16 protein-coding genes, 1 tRNA gene and 2 pseudogenes are annotated in these 17,239 nt (G+C 63.1%); 6 read left to right on the forward strand and 13 right to left on the reverse strand.

The features are described 5' to 3' along the window. Positions 1-2,514, reverse strand: a 2,514-nt coding sequence (locus WCL10_RS19635; protein WP_336897340.1) for a cadherin domain-containing protein, incomplete at its 3' end; no start/stop codon positions are given. Between the two features lie 311 nt (positions 2,515-2,825). Between WCL10_RS19635 and WCL10_RS19640 the strand changes: the two genes are divergently transcribed. Together WCL10_RS19640 and WCL10_RS19645 are read left to right on the forward strand one after the other, a co-directional pair. Next, positions 2,826-3,458 (forward strand): response regulator transcription factor, encoded by a 633-nt coding sequence (locus tag WCL10_RS19640; RefSeq protein ID WP_336897341.1) that lies wholly within the window; start codon positions 2,826-2,828, stop codon positions 3,456-3,458. A gap of 50 nt (positions 3,459-3,508) precedes the next feature. Then, positions 3,509-5,278, forward strand: coding sequence for a hypothetical protein (locus tag WCL10_RS19645; protein ID WP_336897342.1), 1,770 nt, complete (start codon positions 3,509-3,511; stop codon positions 5,276-5,278). A 20-nt stretch (positions 5,279-5,298) separates the two neighbouring features. Here WCL10_RS19645 and WCL10_RS19650 read toward each other — a convergent pair. Continuing rightward, positions 5,299-5,427 (reverse strand): annotated as a pseudogene (locus tag WCL10_RS19650) (S-adenosylmethionine:tRNA ribosyltransferase-isomerase); the annotation flags it as partial. 173 nt (positions 5,428-5,600) lie between these two features. On the opposite strand from WCL10_RS19650, the pseudogene WCL10_RS19655 reads away from it, so the two are divergent. Beyond that, positions 5,601-5,861: pseudogene (locus WCL10_RS19655) on the forward strand (winged helix DNA-binding protein); the annotation flags it as partial. Between the two features lie 402 nt (positions 5,862-6,263). Here WCL10_RS19655 and WCL10_RS19660 read toward each other — a convergent pair. Continuing rightward, positions 6,264-6,671 carry a LysR family transcriptional regulator gene (locus WCL10_RS19660; RefSeq protein ID WP_336897343.1) on the reverse strand — a complete coding sequence of 136 codons (408 nt, stop codon included), beginning with the start codon at positions 6,669-6,671 and terminating at the stop codon, positions 6,264-6,266. Positions 6,672-6,820: 149 nt separating this feature from the next. On the opposite strand from WCL10_RS19660, the gene WCL10_RS19665 reads away from it, so the two are divergent. Continuing rightward, the gene (locus tag WCL10_RS19665) at positions 6,821-7,345 is read left to right on the forward strand and encodes a hypothetical protein (protein WP_336897344.1); all 525 of its coding nucleotides are present in this window, start codon (positions 6,821-6,823) and stop codon (positions 7,343-7,345) included. Between the two features lie 95 nt (positions 7,346-7,440). Here WCL10_RS19665 and WCL10_RS19670 read toward each other — a convergent pair whose 3' ends face one another. The 3 genes from WCL10_RS19670 to folE form a co-directional block, all read right to left on the reverse strand. Continuing rightward, positions 7,441-8,715: a calcium-binding protein gene (locus WCL10_RS19670; protein WP_336897345.1), complete on the reverse strand. Its 1,275-nt coding sequence runs from the start codon at positions 8,713-8,715 to the stop codon at positions 7,441-7,443. Positions 8,716-8,901: 186 nt separating this feature from the next. Beyond that, a complete protein-coding gene (locus WCL10_RS19675; protein WP_336897346.1) occupies positions 8,902-9,855 on the reverse strand; it encodes an FAD-dependent oxidoreductase in 954 nt (317 codons plus the stop codon). A 14-nt stretch (positions 9,856-9,869) separates the two neighbouring features. Further along, the gene (gene folE / locus WCL10_RS19680) at positions 9,870-10,484 is read right to left on the reverse strand and encodes a GTP cyclohydrolase I FolE (RefSeq protein ID WP_336897347.1); all 615 of its coding nucleotides are present in this window, start codon (positions 10,482-10,484) and stop codon (positions 9,870-9,872) included. A 220-nt stretch (positions 10,485-10,704) separates the two neighbouring features. Between folE and WCL10_RS19685 the strand changes: the two genes are divergently transcribed. Then, the gene (locus tag WCL10_RS19685) at positions 10,705-11,295 is read left to right on the forward strand and encodes a LuxR C-terminal-related transcriptional regulator (protein ID WP_336897348.1); all 591 of its coding nucleotides are present in this window, start codon (positions 10,705-10,707) and stop codon (positions 11,293-11,295) included. A 369-nt stretch (positions 11,296-11,664) separates the two neighbouring features. Here the strand turns inward: WCL10_RS19685 and WCL10_RS19690 are convergent, their stop codons facing one another. From WCL10_RS19690 to WCL10_RS19705, 4 genes are all read right to left on the reverse strand, one after another. Then, positions 11,665-12,516, reverse strand: a complete 852-nt coding sequence (locus WCL10_RS19690) for a TorF family putative porin (protein ID WP_336897349.1) — start codon at positions 12,514-12,516, stop codon at positions 11,665-11,667. A gap of 241 nt (positions 12,517-12,757) precedes the next feature. Further along, positions 12,758-14,071, reverse strand: a complete 1,314-nt coding sequence (locus WCL10_RS19695; RefSeq protein ID WP_336897350.1) for an ATP-binding protein — start codon at positions 14,069-14,071, stop codon at positions 12,758-12,760. Further along, positions 14,068-14,781, reverse strand: coding sequence for a response regulator transcription factor (locus WCL10_RS19700; protein WP_336897351.1), 714 nt, complete (start codon positions 14,779-14,781; stop codon positions 14,068-14,070). The genes WCL10_RS19695 and WCL10_RS19700 overlap by 4 nt, the downstream gene beginning before the upstream one ends. Before the next feature lie 68 nt (positions 14,782-14,849). Continuing rightward, positions 14,850-15,119 carry a hypothetical protein gene (locus tag WCL10_RS19705; protein WP_336897352.1) on the reverse strand — a complete coding sequence of 90 codons (270 nt, stop codon included), beginning with the start codon at positions 15,117-15,119 and terminating at the stop codon, positions 14,850-14,852. A 187-nt stretch (positions 15,120-15,306) separates the two neighbouring features. Here WCL10_RS19705 and WCL10_RS19710 point away from each other — a divergent pair. Continuing rightward, positions 15,307-15,382, forward strand: a tRNA-Val gene (locus WCL10_RS19710). 326 nt (positions 15,383-15,708) lie between these two features. Here the strand turns inward: WCL10_RS19710 and WCL10_RS19715 are convergent. The 3 genes from WCL10_RS19715 to WCL10_RS19725 all read right to left on the reverse strand — a co-directional run bounded on the left by WCL10_RS19715 (position 15,709) and on the right by WCL10_RS19725 (position 17,216). Beyond that, positions 15,709-16,455, reverse strand: coding sequence for a transposase (locus WCL10_RS19715; RefSeq protein ID WP_336897353.1), 747 nt, complete (start codon positions 16,453-16,455; stop codon positions 15,709-15,711). 72 nt (positions 16,456-16,527) lie between these two features. Continuing rightward, a complete protein-coding gene (gene tnpB / locus WCL10_RS19720) occupies positions 16,528-16,869 on the reverse strand; it encodes an IS66 family insertion sequence element accessory protein TnpB (RefSeq protein WP_281824558.1) in 342 nt (113 codons plus the stop codon). Further along, positions 16,866-17,216, reverse strand: a complete 351-nt coding sequence (locus tag WCL10_RS19725; RefSeq protein WP_336897354.1) for a transposase — start codon at positions 17,214-17,216, stop codon at positions 16,866-16,868. Before WCL10_RS19725 ends, tnpB begins: the two co-directional genes overlap by 4 nt. Positions 17,217-17,239: the final 23 nt, after the last annotated feature.

The raw sequence follows: 17,239 nt of genomic DNA on the forward strand, positions 1-17,239 counted from the left end.
CGTGTCGTTGCCGAGAAGGCCGTAGAGGCTGTCCGCACCGGACGTGCCGATGATCGTATCCTTGCCCGACGTGCCGACGGGGTTGGTGGCTTCGAGCACATCGGTTACCGTGATGGTCAGCGTCTGTGTATCGGTCAGCGAACCGTCCGATACCTGCACGATCACATCGTATACGTTGTTGGCACCAGCATCCGCTGCTGCTTCAAAGTTCGGTGCAGACTTGAACGACAGCGCACCTGTCGTGGCGTTGATGCTGAACAACGCAGCATCAGCACCACCCGAAATCGAGTAGGCCAGCGTGGCACCAGCATCGACGTCCGTGGCGGTAACCGAAGTGACCGCCGTGGAGTTTTCAGTGATCGAAGCTGTCGCAGTAGCTCCAGCACCGTTGGACGTGATCACCGGTGCTTCGTTCGCATTGGTGACGGTGACGGCTAGCGTCTGTGTATCGGTCAGCGAACCGTCCGATACCTGCACGATCACATCGTATACGTTGTTGGCACCAGCATCCGCTGCTGCTTCAAAGTTCGGTGCCACCTTGAACGACAGCGCACCTGTCGTGGCGTTGATCTGGAACAGGTCCTTGTCGGCCCCGCCCGAGAGCGAGTAGCTGAGGGTTGCGCCGGTGTCCGCATCGGTCGCGGTGACAGTGGTGACCGCCGTGCCGTTCTCGGCGATCGAGACAGCGCCGGTTGCGCCGCCGCCATTGCTGGTGATCGCCGGCGCTTCGTTGACGTTGGTAACGGTAACCGCAAGGGCCTGTGTATCGGTCAGCGAGCCGTCGGAGACTTGCACAACCACGTCATAGACGTTGTTGCTGCCCGCATCGGCCTTCACTTCGAAGTTCGGTGCCGTCTTGAACGACAGCGCACCGGTGGTCGCGTCGATCTGGAACAGGTCCTTGTCTGCCCCGCCCGAGAGCGAGTAGCTGAGGGTTGCGCCGGCATCCGCATCGGTCGCGGTCACCGTGGTGACGGCCGTACCGTTCTCGGCGACCGAGACAGCGCCGGTTGCGCCGCCGCCATTGCTGGTGATCACCGGGGCTTCGTTCACATTGGTGACCGTCACGGCGAGGGCCTGCGTGTCATCCAGCAAGCCGTCGGAAACCAGAACCTCCACGTCGTAGACGTTGTTGCCGCCTGCATCGGCCGGCGCTTCGAAGTTCGGTGCCACCTTGAACGAAAGCGCACCGGTGGTCACGTCGATCTGGAACAGATCCTTGTCGGCCCCGCCAGAGAGAAAGTAGCTGAGGGTTGCGCCGGTGTCTGCATCGGTCGCGGTGACGGTGGTAACCGCCGTGCCGTTCTCGGCGATCGAGACAGCGCCGGTTGCGCCGCCGCCATCGCTGGTGATGACCGGCGCGGCGTTGATGAGCGATGCAGCCGGGCCGTCGAAAATCTGGGCGCTGATGCCATTAGAATCCGTATCGCCAAGCGCGCCGCTGGGATCAGCCCAAACGATCACAAAATCGCCATTGGCAAGGCGCGCGATATCGGGCTGTATTTGCCAACCCGATGTATTGGTATTGACCAGAAATTCGTCGCCATTCGGCGTGCCATCGGCGGTGTAGGCCTGCGCCTTGATCTCGGAGGCCGAGTTTGTAGAGCCGGAAGCGTCTACCCATGTGATCACGAAACCGCCGTCGGCAAGACCTGTGGCCTTGGCGTCAGCTTGTTCCCCCGATGTGTTGGTATTGACCAGAAACTCTCCGCCATTGGGCGTGCCATCGGCGTTATAAACCTGCGCCTTGACATTGAATTCGGTGTTGTAATAGTCGCTAGCGTCGTTCCATGTTATTACGAAGCCGCCACCGGTAAGGCCAGTGATCGCAGGTTTAAACTGAAGACTGTCTGTCTGGGTATTGACCAGAAACTCGACACCATTCGGCGTGCCATCGGCGTTATAAGCCTGCGCCTTTACGTTGGTTGCGGTGTTGATATAGTCGCTAGAGTCCTGCCACGTTATTACGAATCCTCCATTAGCGAGGCCTGTAATATTTGAACTATACTGATAGCCATCTGTTATGGTATTAACCTGAAATGCATTGCCGTTTGGCTCACCATTGGCACTGTAAGCCCGCGCGTAGATTTCGGAACCATTTGACCAGTCCGTCCAACTGATCACGAAGGCACCGTTAGTAGTGGCGGTAATCGCAACGTCTTCGATACCATTGGGAAGAGCAAGCTGCGCGCCATTCGCTGAGCCATCGGCGTTGTAAACTTGCGCTGAACCGGGCCCCGCGATGACGAAGCCGCCCGTATCAAGGCTGGCGACCGCAGATTGGAACATATTTGCAGCGACGAGAAACTCGCTTCCGTTCGCCGAGCCATCGGCATTGAACACCTGCGCCTTGATGGAGGTCGCCCAGGTCGACGTGTTCATCGAAGCCCAAGTGACCACGAATCCGCCATCCACAAGGGCGGTGATGTGTGCTTCGGACTGAGAGCCTGCCGTCGTGGTGTTGACCAGAAACTCGGTGCCAACTGGGGCGAAGGGCGTCGTAGGAATCGGCATGTCAGTGAACCTTGTGCTTGGACGGGATGCCTGGCGTCGCCGGAGCACAGAGCGCCAGAACAGAACTCGAAGCGCGATATACCATCGGCGCGGGCGAGCGGTATCCCGCGTTCCGGGGGGGGCAAAAAAACAACCGCAGCAATTACTTAAGCACCCACCCCATTGGCATTGCCCCCCTGTTTGCGGGAGTTTCCGATCAGCAGGATATGCGGTAGAGGCGTGCGCTTGTGGATCAGGGAACTTGCCATTGCGGGGCAACCGGCGATCCATCCAGGAGCGGTTCGATGCCCAGCCCTCTTCGCGTTGTCCTGGTGGAAGACCAGCAGGCGGTCCTCGAGATGTTGCGGGATATGCTGCAGCGCCATGCCAATCTGCAGGTGGTCGCCGCTGTGGGGACGCTTGCCCAGGCCCGAGCGGCCCTGGCACACCATCGGCCGCATGTGGTGATCACCGATCTGGGGCTGCCCGATGGCAATGGCCTGGCGCTGATCGAGGAAACACGGCAGGATTTACCGGATACCAAGATCGCGGTCATTTCGGTCTTGGGCGATGCAGCCACCGTTGTGGCCGCAATCCGGGCCGGTGCCAGCGGCTATGTGCTGAAGGATGATCTGCCCGAGGATTTTTCTCACTTCATTCGGGATCTCATGGCCGGCGATGCGACGCTGTCTCCCGCCGTGGCCCGCCACGTTGTCCGCTTGCTTCAGGCTGACGCGCAGGAGACCGTGCAGGCCGCTCCGCCCCGCGCCGCGCTGACCACGCGTGAGCTGCAAGTTCTCGAATTCATCGCCAAAGGTCTGAGCAACGCCGATATCGGCACCCGGCTCGGCATATCCACCCACACGGTGGGAGACTACGTCAAGGCCATTTACCGCAAACTGGAAGTCCGCAACCGGGGCGCAGCGGTGTTTCAGGCGATCAACCGCAATCTGGTCAATCCATGATTTCCACACGATTGCTGGCAGTGTGGCAGGGCACCAATTGGCGCCAGGGCTTGTCCGCCGTCCTGCTGGGCCTGCTGATTGCGCTGTTGAGCATTCACTCAGCCTGGCTGGCACCCGCGCCGCCGCAGGCGCTGGCCTTGTTACGGCGTCCAGGCACTTCGGCATTGCCAAATGTCGCCGGGATCGCCGAGTATGAGATCGGCATCGGCAAGCACATTCCGCACAACCTTGCGCTGTACTTTGTTTCGACATCACCGGTCATGACCGTCACGCTGAACGGCAAAACACTGTTTTCGCGGCACGCGCCAACCATGCGGTTTGCCAATGCGCTGCCGATGCCCTTTTTTGATGAAATCGACCCTGATTTGCTGCATTCCGGCACAAACATTCTGAAATTGACTGACGCCACCTCGAATAATAATAAAAATAAAATTACAATATTTTTGGGTGAAAATTCAATTTTGCGAAATATATATTTTTCTTCTGTGATATTTTATGAAATTATTCCAAAATTTAGTGCCGTAATTTTTATCTGTGCTGCAATTATTTTTGTTTTAATTTATCATTATTTAACTAGGCATTTGTATTTTTTGCTTTTTGCGGTGATATTTGGAATTTTTGGCGGACGGGTCTTGTTGCTGTATTTTCCCGTATCCATGGCCTCGGCAACCACGATGCGGTTAGCCTTGCTGTCTCCAATGCTGCAATCAGGATTGATGTTGCCGGCTATCGACGGATATTTGAATCAAAAAATCCGTCGATCATTTTTCTATTTTGCCCCTGTCATATTGATAATGCCTCTAGCTGCCCTTGCGGTATTATTAAACGCACCCAACAGTTGGGCATTTACGATATTTATTATTTATGTTTTTTTATGTTATTTGATTTGTTTTTATTTTATATTTAAATCATCCATTCATTCTGCGAATCTGGACAACGTGATTTTGTTGATCCCGTGCGCGTTTGTTCTGGTAATGATGTACAACCAGCTCGTCGCCCGGTTCAACGGTGAAGCTGCCAGCGTCGGCGCGGGCATATCGATTGCCAATGGCCTGCTGCTGACAATTGCGTTCCGCTTGCTGCGGCGATCCATCGCGGCGGTAAGGGCCGTGGACAGCACCAATGTGCGGATTGCCGAAGAACTGCGACTGGCAGAAATCCGGATCAATGAAGCCCTGACCGAACAGCATCGGCGTGAACAGAGCATTTTGCTGCAAACAGAACGCGAACAACTGATGCGCGAATTGCACGATGGTGTGGGCAACCATTTGATCTCGGCCATGGCCATGTGCCGCACGGGCTCGAGCTCCCTGCAGCAAGTCGACCAGATGCTCCATGACACGATGAGTGAACTGCGGCTCGCGCTCACGGCTATGAATGGAGACGAGGGTGAACTGGCCGAAGGCATAGCCAGCTTCCTGCCGCAGTTGCGACGGCAGGTCCGGCCTTTCGGCGTTGTTGTGGAGTGCGACGTCGCCGATCTGCCAGCCACACCGTGGATGCGCCCCATGCACCTGCAACACGTTCTGCGCCTGGTGCAGGAGGCGGTGATGAATGCAGCAAAGCATTCCGGCTCCCCCCTTGTCCGGATCGATGGCCGCGCCGATCACCCCTGCCTGACTGTCCGCGATTACGGTCGTGGCGGAGCGGAACCTCGGGACGGCAGCTATGGCTTCCAGATCATGCAGCGCCGCGCAGATGACCTGGGAGCTCGGCTCGATGTCGCCAGCGGTTCTGACGGTACCATCGTGACGCTGTGCCTGCTGCCCGCAGATCATGGCGATTGCGCTGGCGTCTCAGGTACTGCCGGAAACGGGTGAGACGCTCGAGGCGATGTTGATCAGGGTATCAACAGGCTCGAATCGCCGTAGCTGTAGAACCGGTACTCGTTCGCAACGGCGTAGGCATAAGTCGCCTGCATCCGCTCGATGCCCATCAGCGCGCTGACCAGCATCATCAGTGACAGTTTCGATGAAAACTACACCCACCCATAACCCAAGCGTTCTTAAAGTCGGATGTGCGCAAGCCTCAGGTTTCGTATGGGTAAGGCAAGGGTGTGTTCGCGTGGGAAAGCGCCATTTCCCTTGCTGGAGGCACATAAACTAGGAAGGAAAATCAGTAGCTCGTGAGGAATCTCGAGTAGCTTGGGACATGCTGCTCGATCTCACCGCCGCGCGTGCCGAACATGTGCGCGTTTCGGTCACCTCGCTGTGCATCGCCTCGGGCGTCCCGCCGACAACCGCGCTCCGCTGGATCGGCCAGATGACCGACGCCGGCCTGCTCCAGCGCGTCGATGACGAAACCGACCGCCGCCGCGCCTTCATCACGCTGACCGACAAGGCGGCCGATGCCATGGCCCGCTACTTCGCCGAGCTTGGCGCAGCAGCGGCGACGCTGGTCTAGGGCGTGGGGCCCTGGGCCAGAGATTGCCCTTTCAGCCCTCGGCTCATCGGGCGTCCGTCCTGATCCAGCCGGTGTCGGGCACAGGGCGTGCGGAGTTGGGATAGGGGAGATCCGTCCGGTCGTCGGCCCCGAATTCGGGTTGGGCGTGTGGACGGCCTGGAGCCGGTTTGTGCTAAACGCTTGGTGCTCACAAGAAAAAGGTTCTCGCAGAGACGCAGGGGAAAAGGAGATCGCAAAGAAAGAGCGCTTCGCGGCGCGCGCCGCTCAAAGATCGGTTCCCCGGAACGATCACAGCACAGCTTCGCCGGAAACTTGACCTCTCGGCGATCTCCTTTTCCTCTGCGTCTCTGCGAGAAACCCCATTCCTTCCGAACCAGGCCATTGCCGCGCATCAGCGAAGGCTCAGCCCTCCCGGGATGCCTCGCCCCGTTCGGCCTGGCTGCGCAAGGGCCGCGCCCTCAGCCGCGCAGCCAACGTCGCCGCGTCGGCATGACCTGTGCGCGCGTCCAGCGCGGCCTGCAATGCGCGGTAGTCGCCCAGCACCGCCGTCCCTTCCGCGGTGAGGCGCGCTCCGCCGCCGCGCGCGCTGCCGGGCGAGGTTTCGACCAGCGGCGATTGCCAGCAGCGGTTCATCAGGTCGACGAGCTGCCAAGCGCGCCGATAGCTCATCCCCATCCGCCGCCCCGCGCCGGAAATCGAACCCTCCGCCGCGATCGCGTCGAGCAGGTCCGCCTTGCCCGGCCCCATGGCAATCGCCTCGCCGCACAGGATCTGCAGCTTGATCTTGATGGCGGGGTGCTCGCTCTTCATGCCGCCCAGTCTAGCTGTGCGGGGCGCTGGGCTCAATCCCACCGGCTCAGGCTTCCGGCCCGCGCCCACACCATCCGCAGCATGGGCGCCGCCCCAAGCAGCCAGATGCCCCGATTGACCGCCGCTGGTGGTTGTCTCAAGGTCTGGCGATGCAGAACCGCCCGCCGCGCCGGCCTCCCTTGTGGGCATTGTCAGCCTGTCTGGCCGGGTGTTCACCAGCGCCGACCATTGGCCCCGATGATGTCTCCACGGTCCTGAAGGCTGCGGTGGAGGAGGCCGCAAAGTCCAGCAAGGTCCCGACCGATGCCTGTTTCTCCGCCCGCTTCGAGCCGCCCCTGACTCCCCTTCCCGGCAAGTCCGGTGAATGGACCCGATCGGAATCCGGGAAGGCTACCTATCGCCTGCTGCCTTTCCCCAAGGTCGATGGTTTGCCCGCAGAAGCGCTGGCGGCCATCCCCCGGTCGAGGCGCGCCGCCGATTGCCATCATCAACTGGTGTTCAGTCCGCCCGAATTTCTCGAGATGGACGAGGGAGGGCGAAAGTCGACGCTTGCCTTGGTTGGCTTCAAGGATCATTGCTCGATCTGCGGTGCCGGGTACCATCTCACGCTGACCAGAACCGGCGGCCAATGGCAGGTGGATCCTGTGGGGATCGGCACGGACTGGATCAGTTGAACGACCACGCTCCCGCCCGCAGATAGCCAAAGGGCAGGGCCGTGTGTCCGCGGTCCTGCCCCTCGCATCCCCTCCCGGGAACTTTCAGCTGCGCATCACAGCACGAAGTCTGCTGCATCCAGCGTCGCCACGTGGTCGAGGCGGATCACGAAGTCGGCCTCGCCGTCACCGTTCTGGTCACCTGCGACGAAGGCATTGTCGCCCTTGAGCACGTAGCGCAGCTCGCCCGCAACCTTGCTGAAGGCCGCCGTGCCGATGAAGCTGAAGGCCTGGTCGCCATCGGTGCCGAGACTTGCGTCGAGCGCCGAGAGGTCGATCTTGTCGCCTTCCGTGTGGTTGAAGTCGAGGATCAGGTCCGCACTCTTGCTCAAGCCGGCGGCGAAATCGCCCGCAGTGAACACAAAGGTATCCGCGCCGAGGCCACCGCGCAGCAAGTCGCGGCCGGCGCCGCCATGGAGCGTGTCGTCACCCGCGCTGCCGTCCAGCTTGTCGTTGCCTGCATCGCCCGAGAGGCTGTCGTTGCCGATCCCGCCCTCCTCGCGGTCGTTGCCGGCGCCGCCGGAAAGGGTGTCGCTGCCCTCGCCGCCGAACAGGACGTCGTTGCCCGAGTCGCCCGAAACGTGGTCGTCGCCAAGGCCGCCGTCGATCTTGTCGTTGCCGTTGCCGCCGCTGGCGTCGTCATTGCCCTGCCCGCCGGAGACCTTGTCGTTGCCGTCGTCTCCGGTCACCGTGTCATTGCCTTCGCCGCCGGCGACAACGTCGTTGCCCGCGCCGCCCGAGACATGGTCATCGCCCGCGCCGCCGGCTTCCTTGTCGTTGCCGTCATCGCCCGAAAGCGTGTCCGTGCCGATCCCGCCGGTCATGACGTCATCGCCGATGCCGCCGTGGAGGTCGTCGTTGCCGCGCCCACCATTGAGATGGTCGTTGCCATCGTCGCCAAAAAGGCTGTCGTTGCCGCGACCGCCTTCGACGCGGTCGTCGCCGCCGCCACCGCGATGCTCACCGCCGCTGTTTCCGGCACGGATCACATCGTTGGGATTGCCGTCGAGGTCCTTGTCGTCGGAAACACCCTCCGACGAGTCGTTGCCATGCCCGCCGTCGCCCGGCCGCACCGGCGTGCCGTCGAGCGTGGTGAAGGAAAGGCCGCCGCCGACATAGAGCGAGGGATCATCGCTCGTGTCGGGCGTCTGGTGGAAGAGGCCGAGCGCGATGTGATCGGCGAAGGTGGTCTTGAGCGTCACGTCGTTCGTCGCGGGGTCGAACGTCAGCGTCTGGTTGGAGCGCAGGCGGACCGGCTCGTCGTCCTTGTCCTCGACCTTGAACATGGAAACCTTGTCGCCATCGATCACGAACTTGAAGAGATCGGTCATTGGTAGGGTCCTCGCCCGTTGAGTTGGGGACGAGGTCGCCGAAAATTCCTGCCAATGCGTAAACGCGCAGCGGTGTGTTGTATCGAGCCGGACTGGCCGTGGGTGCGGGGTGCAAAAAATTTACCGTCGCATGCCGCGTTCTGCCGGGCGCGGAGACGCGGCCCGCTGCGCGACAAAATATTTCCGTCAGGCCGCCTCGCGCGCAGCACCGAGCATGCGTTTGGCCAGAGTCCGGCCCGAAATCCATGCGCATTCAACGCGGGGACCAAGCAGCCAATCGCCGCATGCGCCGATTCGCAACGTCTCGTTCCACAGGCAGCCGAGCCCGGTTCCGGCGGAGAGCGCATAGCGCCAGCGGTGGATCGAATGCGCGAGCGGTGCGGGAACCGGCGCACCGGTCGCTTCTCCCAGCGCGGCAAGGAGCAAGGGGCCGATGTCTTCGGGCGTGCGCTCGAGATGCATTGTCGACCATTGGGGCGTGGCCTGCACCACCCAGCTTTCGGGCCCTTCGCGGCCTGGCTTGGCGCTGTTGCGCGCGGCCCAGGCGAGGATGCCGTGATCGCGCAAGATGTTCGGTCCGTGGGTGAGAGGATCGGGAAAGGCGAACATGCCGGACCAGCACGGCTGCGACCGGGCGAAGAGAGCGGTGCGCGCCAGTTCGAAATCGTGAAGCGTAAGGATCGGAGCGGCCTGTTCGGCCGGTAGCGCCAGCACGGCGGCGTCGAATTGCTCGCCCGGCATGCCCTCGCCCAGCAGGCGCCAGCGACCACCCTCTCGCGCCAGACCGCTGACGTGGTGGGTAAAGCGCACGTCGTGGCGTGCAGCCATATCGCCCAACACGGCGTTCATGGCAGGCGCGCCGATCCAGGCGTCGCCGCCCGCCTCGGGCCAGCGCTCGGCGAGCCCCGCCTCGGCCCACTGCGCGACTTGTGCAGCAAAGCCGGAATCGCGCACGGTGAAGTACTGTGCGCCGAAATCGAAGGTGGCGGGACCATGCCCGGTATCGAGCCGGCGCGAGGCCATCCGTCCACCGGCCTTCCGGCCCTTGTCGAACAGAGTGACCTGCCAGCCTTCTTTGGCAAGAACTTCGGCACAGGAGAGGCCGGCCATGCCTGCCCCGATGATTGCTACGCTGCGCATCACGGTGTCAGCCGTTACTTGCGGCCCATCAGCGACAGGACCTCCCGGCGGCTGCTGGCGTCGTCAAGGAAGCAGCCGAGCATGCGGCTCGTCACCATGCCAACGCCGGGCGTACGCACGCCGCGCCCGGTCATGCAACCATGCTGCGCTTCGATTACCACGGCAACGCCGTGCGGCTGGAGGTTTTCCCAGATGCACTGCGCGACTTCGCTGGTCAGCCGCTCCTGGATCTGCAGGCGGCGGGCATAACCGTGGAGCACGCGGGCGAGCTTGGAGATACCGACCACGCGGTTGCGAGGGAGGTAGGCGATCGAGGCAGTGCCGGTGATCGGGGCGAGGTGATGTTCACAGTGAGACTGGAAGGGGATGTCGCGCAGGAGGACGACCTCGTCGTAGCCCGCCACTTCACTGAAAGTGCGGCGCAGGTGCTGGCCGGGATCCTCTTCATAGCCAGCGCAGTATTCGCGCCATGCACGGCCAACGCGGCTCGGCGTATCAGACAGGCCCTCGCGGTCCGGGTCGTCTCCGGCCCAGCGCAGCAGGGTGCGAATGGCCTCTTGCACCGGTTCGGGGACAACGAGTTTGCCGTCCTCGTCGCGCGCTTCGAATTCGTGGCTGACGTAATTCATGAGGTGCGCTCCTGGGGCGAGTGGGTGACCAGCACAGACAGCATGCCCGTGCCTTGCCGCAGGAAAAGAGCACAACTCCTCTCGGCGCTGATAATGGCACCGACGCAAAAGGGTTACCCAAGCGGCTTTCTTGGCGCTAAAGATCGGGTTAGGGCCGGTTTTTGGGAACATGGACCTAAGGGCAATTGCGCGAAACGCGCGGGAGCCGAAGGGGAAGAGTATGGCAATAGGCGCAATGATCGAAAATAGTCTCGTGGCGGCGGTGGTGAGCAATCCCCGTCTGCCGGACAATCCCATCGTGGATTGCAATGGTGCCTTCATGGAACTGACCGGCTATGGCCGCGACGAAATCATCGGGCGCAACTGCCGCTTCCTCCGCGGCCCGGGGACCGAGCCTGAACTTACCGCGCAACTGCGCGACGGCATCGCCAAGCGGGTACCGGTCATGGTCGAGCTGCTCAACTACAAGCGCGACGGGACCCCGTTCCGCAACGCGGTGATGGTCGCGCCGATCTTCGATGCCGCGGGCGAGCTGGAATGGTTCCTCGGCAGCCAGGTCGAGATCGTCGGCGCGGCGGACAGCGTGCCGAGCTCGCGCGCCGTCGAAGCGCGCGAAAAGGTGGCGGCACTTTCGCGCCGCCAGCGTGAGATCCTCGAATGCATCGCCGCCGGGCGGCTCAACAAGCAGATTGCCTACGAACTCGGGCTCAGCGAGCGCACGGTGAAGCTTCACCGCGCCGCCGTGCTGCGCGCGCTGGGTGTGCGCACCAGCGCCGATGCGATCCGCATGGCGATCGAGGCGGGCCTTTAGGGCGACCGCGCCGCTTTGGCAGCATCTGCCCGGCCATTGCCCTCTGAGACAGGTTGAGAGCCGGGGGCGGGAAGCCCACCTCCTCGCCATCGGGTCGATGGAGCCTGGCTCCTCTTCGCGGTCGCAAAAGGGGCGCGAGCTTTCTGGTACCCCCCGCTTCACCGGGAGGCTCGCGCCTTAAACGGCCCTTACCTTTGCACCACAGTGTCCTGTCAGATTGGAACGGTCCCGCGAGGAAACTCCGGGGCCGTTTGTTGCCTTCGGGACATTACCCATGCGCACAGCAGGTTGCTCCGCAAAAAAGGTCCCCGCGGTCCTTGCGGGCCGGGGGGACAGGCTGCGTACCTCTTGAGAAAGCGTGTCAGGCGATCAGAACGAGGCGCTGATCGAGAACACGGCCTTGGAGCCGGCGATCGACGAGCCGTCCTTGGTCGAGGAGAAGTTGGGATAAAGGTAAGCCGATTCGGCTTTGCTGATGTCGGTATCGACATAGGCGATGCCGAGCGTGACCCGGCCGACGGCGACGTCGGCGCCGAGCAGCCAGTCGATGTATTTGCCGGTTGGTGCGACGCTGGTGCCGTTGGGGCCGAGGCCCGAGTTGCCCTTCGAGTAGCCGATGTGGCCCTTGAGCGTGACCGGAGTCGACGGGATGCCGGCTGCGGCATCGGTCCAGATGTAGAGGTTGTCCTTCTTGTCGCCCGGGTTGTCATAGACCCCGGCAGCCGCAGAGGCGCCCGTGTTGTACCATCTGCCAAGCGCTTGCTGCTTGGGCGCATAGGCGACGCCGGCGGTCAGGCTGGCCGGCCCCACCGTCCCCGAAAGCTTGACGTAGGGTTCGGCGAAGGCGGTTTTGCTGGCGCCGCCGGGATAGGTGTACCAGGTCAGGCCGACGTCGAGTGCGGCACCGCTCGCGACGGGGAACTTGTAGCCGGCGATGAGGTCGAGCTCGAGGTTTGGACCGCCGAAAGTACCCCAACCGGCGAGGTTCGACGACCAGAAGCCGGCGTAGGCGCCGCTCTCATGGCTGATAGTGATGCCGCCCTGCAGCGCCGCGCCGCCGTTCGATTGCGAGACGCCGCGGAAGCGGTAGTCAGAGACGAGTGCAACGTTGCCCGAGACGGTTATGGCCGGGGGAGGCGCGGTTTCCTCGGCGTGCGCTGCGGTTGCAGCCAGCGTGGAAACGGCGGTCATAAGTGCCATGGTGGCAAGACGGAACTTCATCTGAAACGACCTCCCTGGGACCAAGCCCGAGCTTAAGGATACCGTTCCTGCCTGCGCCGCTTCAGCGTGGCATCTCACCTGTCCGGTGCCACGTCATCAGCGTTGCCGTAATACTTACCGCTACAATTTTGCTGAATTATTGCTGATTGATTTCTAAATATTGCTACGCTTGCTGCAGTGCAAAAAAATAGGTCTGCGGCGTTTTTGCAACAGCGAGCAACGGGGGCTGAGCCGAGCGGCCTCAGTCCTCGCCAGAGGGCAGGCGGATCACGGCGGCGAGCCCGCCGCCGGGCCGGTTGGCCAGCGTCAGCATGCCCCCTTCGAGCCGCACCGCGGCCTGCACGATCGAGAGGCCTAGCCCCATGCCCGGCGTATCGCGCGCACGGGCCGTATCGAGGCGGAAGAACGGCTGGAAAACCTCCTCCATGCGGTCCTCGGGAATGCCTGGCCCATCGTCCTCCACCCGGATTTCGACCGCCCCGGGATGGCCAGCCAGCACAACGCGGACATTGCCGGCATAGTGCAGCGCGTTGTCGATCAGATTGGCAAGCGCCCGGCGTATGGATACTGCCCGTGCGGTGATCTCGAAGCTCTCGGGCCCTTCGTAGCGTGCGTCGAGGCCTTGGTCGGCGGCGCTGTCGATCAGTGTGGCGGCCATGATCGCGATATCGATGCGCTGCGGCGGGATCTGCGAGCCGCCGGCCTCGACGAAGGCCTGAAGCGATTCGAGCAGATGGCGCATCTCGCCGATATCCTGCTCCAGCTCAGCACGGGTCTCGTCCTCGAGCGAGGCGCTATCGAGCCGCAACTGAAGACGCGCGAGCGGCGTACGCAGATCGTGGCCGATCGCCAGCATCGACTGGGTGCGCTCGGCCTGTTGGCGTTGGATGCGGCGCTGCATCTGGTTGAAGGCGCGGATCAGCCGGCGCACTTCGTCGGGGCCTTGTTCCGGCAGGCTGCGCGGGCTGGGCGTCTCGATATGCCGCAGCGCTGCGACCAGCGCGCGCAGCGAACGCATCGTGGCACGAAACATCAGCCAGGCAAGGCCGCCAAGCAGAAGCGTGGGCAGCAGCATCGGCAGGATCTGCCAGAACGAGAGCTGCAGCCGCACCTCGCCGGCGTAAGTCCGGAAAGCCAGCGCACCGCCACCCGGAAGCGCGAGCGTGCCCGCGACATCGCGGCTGTCGGGGCTGTGCCGAACGGTGAGGCGGCCGCCCCCGGCGGCCAGTTCGGGAACTGCCGCGGCGACCCGCGCGGCAAGCGCTGGATCGTCCCGCGCACTGTCCGCTGTTTCGGCATCTGGCAGCCAGACGAGCGCGAAGCGCTCGCCCGAAAGCGCCCGGGCCGCCTCGCCGCGCCGCAGTGGTGCCTCGCGCGACACGGCGCGGGCGGCGAGCGCAAGGTGCTCGCCGATACGCGCAGCATCGTCGCGCTGCACTGCCGTGGTTGTCGCCGAGTCGAACAGGAACGTGTTGGCGAGGAAGTCGATCGCCGCGACCAGCAGGAGAATTGCCAGCAGCCGCTCGGTCAGTCCCAGGCGCCGGAGGCGTTTCAAGTACGGCGCACTTCCGCCTTGAACATGTAGCCCACGCCGCGAACCGTCACGATCGGAGGCTCGCCCCCGCTGGCGGTAAGCTTGCGCCGGAGGCGGCTGACGAGAACGTCGATGCTGCGGTCGGAGCTGTCACCCAGCCGGGTGCGCGAAAGCTCGATAAGCCGCTCGCGTCCCAGCACGCGCTGGCGGTGGCTCACGAAAGTCGCGAGGAGATCGAATTCTGCGCCGGTGAGATCGACCATCGCACCGCTGGGCGAGCGCAGTTCGCGGCGCGAGAGCGACAGCGTCCAGCCGTCGAAATGGACCTCGCTTGTGCGCTCATCACTTTTTGGCACCCCGTCGCCGCCGCCGCGCCGCAGGACCGCGCCGATCCGCGCGATCAGTTCGCGCGTGGAGTAGGGCTTGGCGAGGTAGTCGTCCGCGCCCAGTTCAAGCCCGAGCACGCGGTCTTCCTCGCTACCGCGCGCGGAAGCGAAGATGATCGGCACGTCGCTCTGGCGCCGGAGTTTGCGGAAGAGGTCGATCCCGCTGACGCCGGGGAGCATGATGTCGAGCACGACGAGTTCGGCCGGTTCCGCATCGAGCATGACCCACATCTCCGCACCCGTCGCAGCGGTACGCACGGCATAGCCGTTCTCCCGGAGCGCGCGCGCGGTGAGCATGCGCAGTGAAACATCGTCTTCGACAAGAAGAATGGAGGGAGCGGTCATGGCAGGGGCGCAAACCTAGAATGGGGTGGCAGGAGCGGCAAGCCCCCGCCGTAAAGCAGTGGGGCCGTTCAGTCGGCAGCGGAGGCGAGCTCTTCTTGCCGCTCGGACTTGCGCCGGGCTTCGGCGCGGGCCAGCGCGACATGCGCATGACAGGCCGCACCCTTCAGCGGATCGGAGTTGCAGGCGATCGGCACCTGCGCCTCGCGCCGGGGAGCGGCGGGGGCATGCGCTTGCGCGTTGCAGCCAAGGCTCTTCATCGGATCGGGATTGCACGGGGCGAGGGCGATCCGGTCGATCGCGGGCTGGGGCAGTGCAAGGACAAGTGCGGCAAGAAGCATGGGCGGATACTCCGGCGTTTGGAAAGTGCCGCGCCCCAGATGATGACATTTCATTGCCCCATCGCATCTTGTCGGTAACGAAATGTGTCCAGATCGGAAAAGGCGCACCTATCCATGCGCAAGGGCCGCACGCAGCGCCGGTTGACGCCCCGGAAAAATCCCGTAAACGCCCGGGTTCCGGCATGCCGGGCGGTTAGCTCAGTTGGTAGAGCATCTCGTTTACACCGAGAGGGTCGGGGGTTCGAGCCCCTCACCGCCCACCATGTTTTTCAATGCTTTAGAGTGTCTTTTGCGCATAGGTTTGGCGCCGAGCACTGCTCCAGCAATCACATAGCTATCACGAAGACACCTTCTGAGAGGAAGGCATTTGTCGCCGCCCTACCGGCTGTGTTCGGCTGCAGGTCCCCGCTTTCTCTGCGTGCGTCGCACTCTCATCAAGCAGTGGCTTCACTGTTTCCAGCCCTATCGGGGGCAAGCTGCCGGGCATGGCGATGTGCACGCTGCTGCGGCGCATGGGGCGCAATGCGATCACCGTGCACGGCTTCAAGTCAACGGTATCCATCCGGTGAGGGCCGCGGCGCAGGTCGGATCAGGCGGTGATTGAGCGTCGTGCTTGCTGCCAGTTCCAAGGCAGCAGTTCGTCGAGTTTGCGTGCTGGATGCTCGGCGATGCGAGCGAGCACGTCGGCGAGCCAGGCTTGTGGATCGACATCGTTGAGCTTTGCGGTCTGGATCAGCGTGTAGATGAGAGCAGCGCGCTGTCCGCCGCGGTCGGAACCGCAGAACAGCCACGCCTTCCGGCCGAGCGGTACGCAGCGCAGCGCGCGTTCGGCGGCGTTGTTGGTAAGGCAGACCCTGCCGTCGTCGAGGAAACGGGTGAAGGCGTTCCAACGCCGGAGCATATAGTTGATGGCCTTGGCTAGGTCGTGGTTGCGCGAGAGCCTCGCGAGCTGGGGGGTGACCCGCTCGCGCGGAAGTTCTTCGGGAAACTGCTTCCTAGCCGGCCGCCTGCGTTCGAAGGCGGTGACTGTAGAGGTCTTCTCGGCCGCGGCTTCGGCAGCCAGATCGTCCTCGGCGGCGTCGGCCTCGAGATCTTCAAGCTGCAACTCCATCTGATCGAGAAGGCGGCGGGTGCGCTCGGCGCTGGCGCCATACTGCTCGCGCTTGAGCTTGGCGATCTGCAGCTTGAGGTGCGCGATCACGGCTTCGGTGGCGCTCTCCCTTGCATGGGCGTTGGCGAGCTTGGCCTCGGCCTCATCGGCCCGCCGGGTCGCGCTCGCCAGCAGCGCCTTAAGCGCTTCAATATCGTCAGGAAGGGGCGAAACGGCGGCTTCCATAACCATGATGGAATCACAGAAACCCGCCCAAATGAAGCGCAAAATGCTCCGCGGGGTAGGAAAACGACGCCTCTATCCAGCGCTCTGGGGACGCCAAGAATACTGCGGGTTACGCCAGTCAATCCCGTCGAGCAGGCAGGCGAGTTGCGAGGCTGTCAGCGACACCATCCCGTCCTTCGCCGATGGCCACACGAACCGACCCTTCTCGAGCCGCTTGGCGTAGAGCGACATGCCGATCCCGTCATGCCAGATGAGCTTCACAAGCGATCCGGCGCGCCCGCGGAATACGAACAGATCGCCGCCATGGGGATCGCGCTTGAGACCCTGCTGGACCAGTAAGGCCAGCCCCTGCATCCCCTTGCGCATATCCGTGTGCCCCATCGCGATCCACACCCGCGCACCCGCAGGAATCATCGCAGGGCCTTCAGCGCCGACGCCACAAGCGCCGGCGATGCCGAGGCAAAGATGCTGATCCGCTTGCCGCGCGCCAGATCGATGACGATCGCGGGTTGCTGGCCGGAAGGAGCAACGTCCACATCCTCGATCATCACCGCCGCCGCGAAGCCAGGAGCCGCCAAATCATCTGGTTCTGGCTCGGCGTGAGCATCGCGCAATTTACGCCGCCATGTGTAGAGCAGCGCCGTCGACACATCGCGCCGCCGGGCGACCTCAGCAACACAGGCGCCAGGCGCGAAGGCCTCGTTCAGGATATCCAGTCGTTCCTCGTCGGTAAGCGGTGTGCTCAGGCCACGGCGGTCCAAGGCATCAGCTCACCGACGGCGTT

The sequence above is a fragment of the Novosphingobium sp. genome (assembly GCF_037133355.1).
GTDB lineage: Bacteria > Pseudomonadota > Alphaproteobacteria > Sphingomonadales > Sphingomonadaceae > Novosphingobium.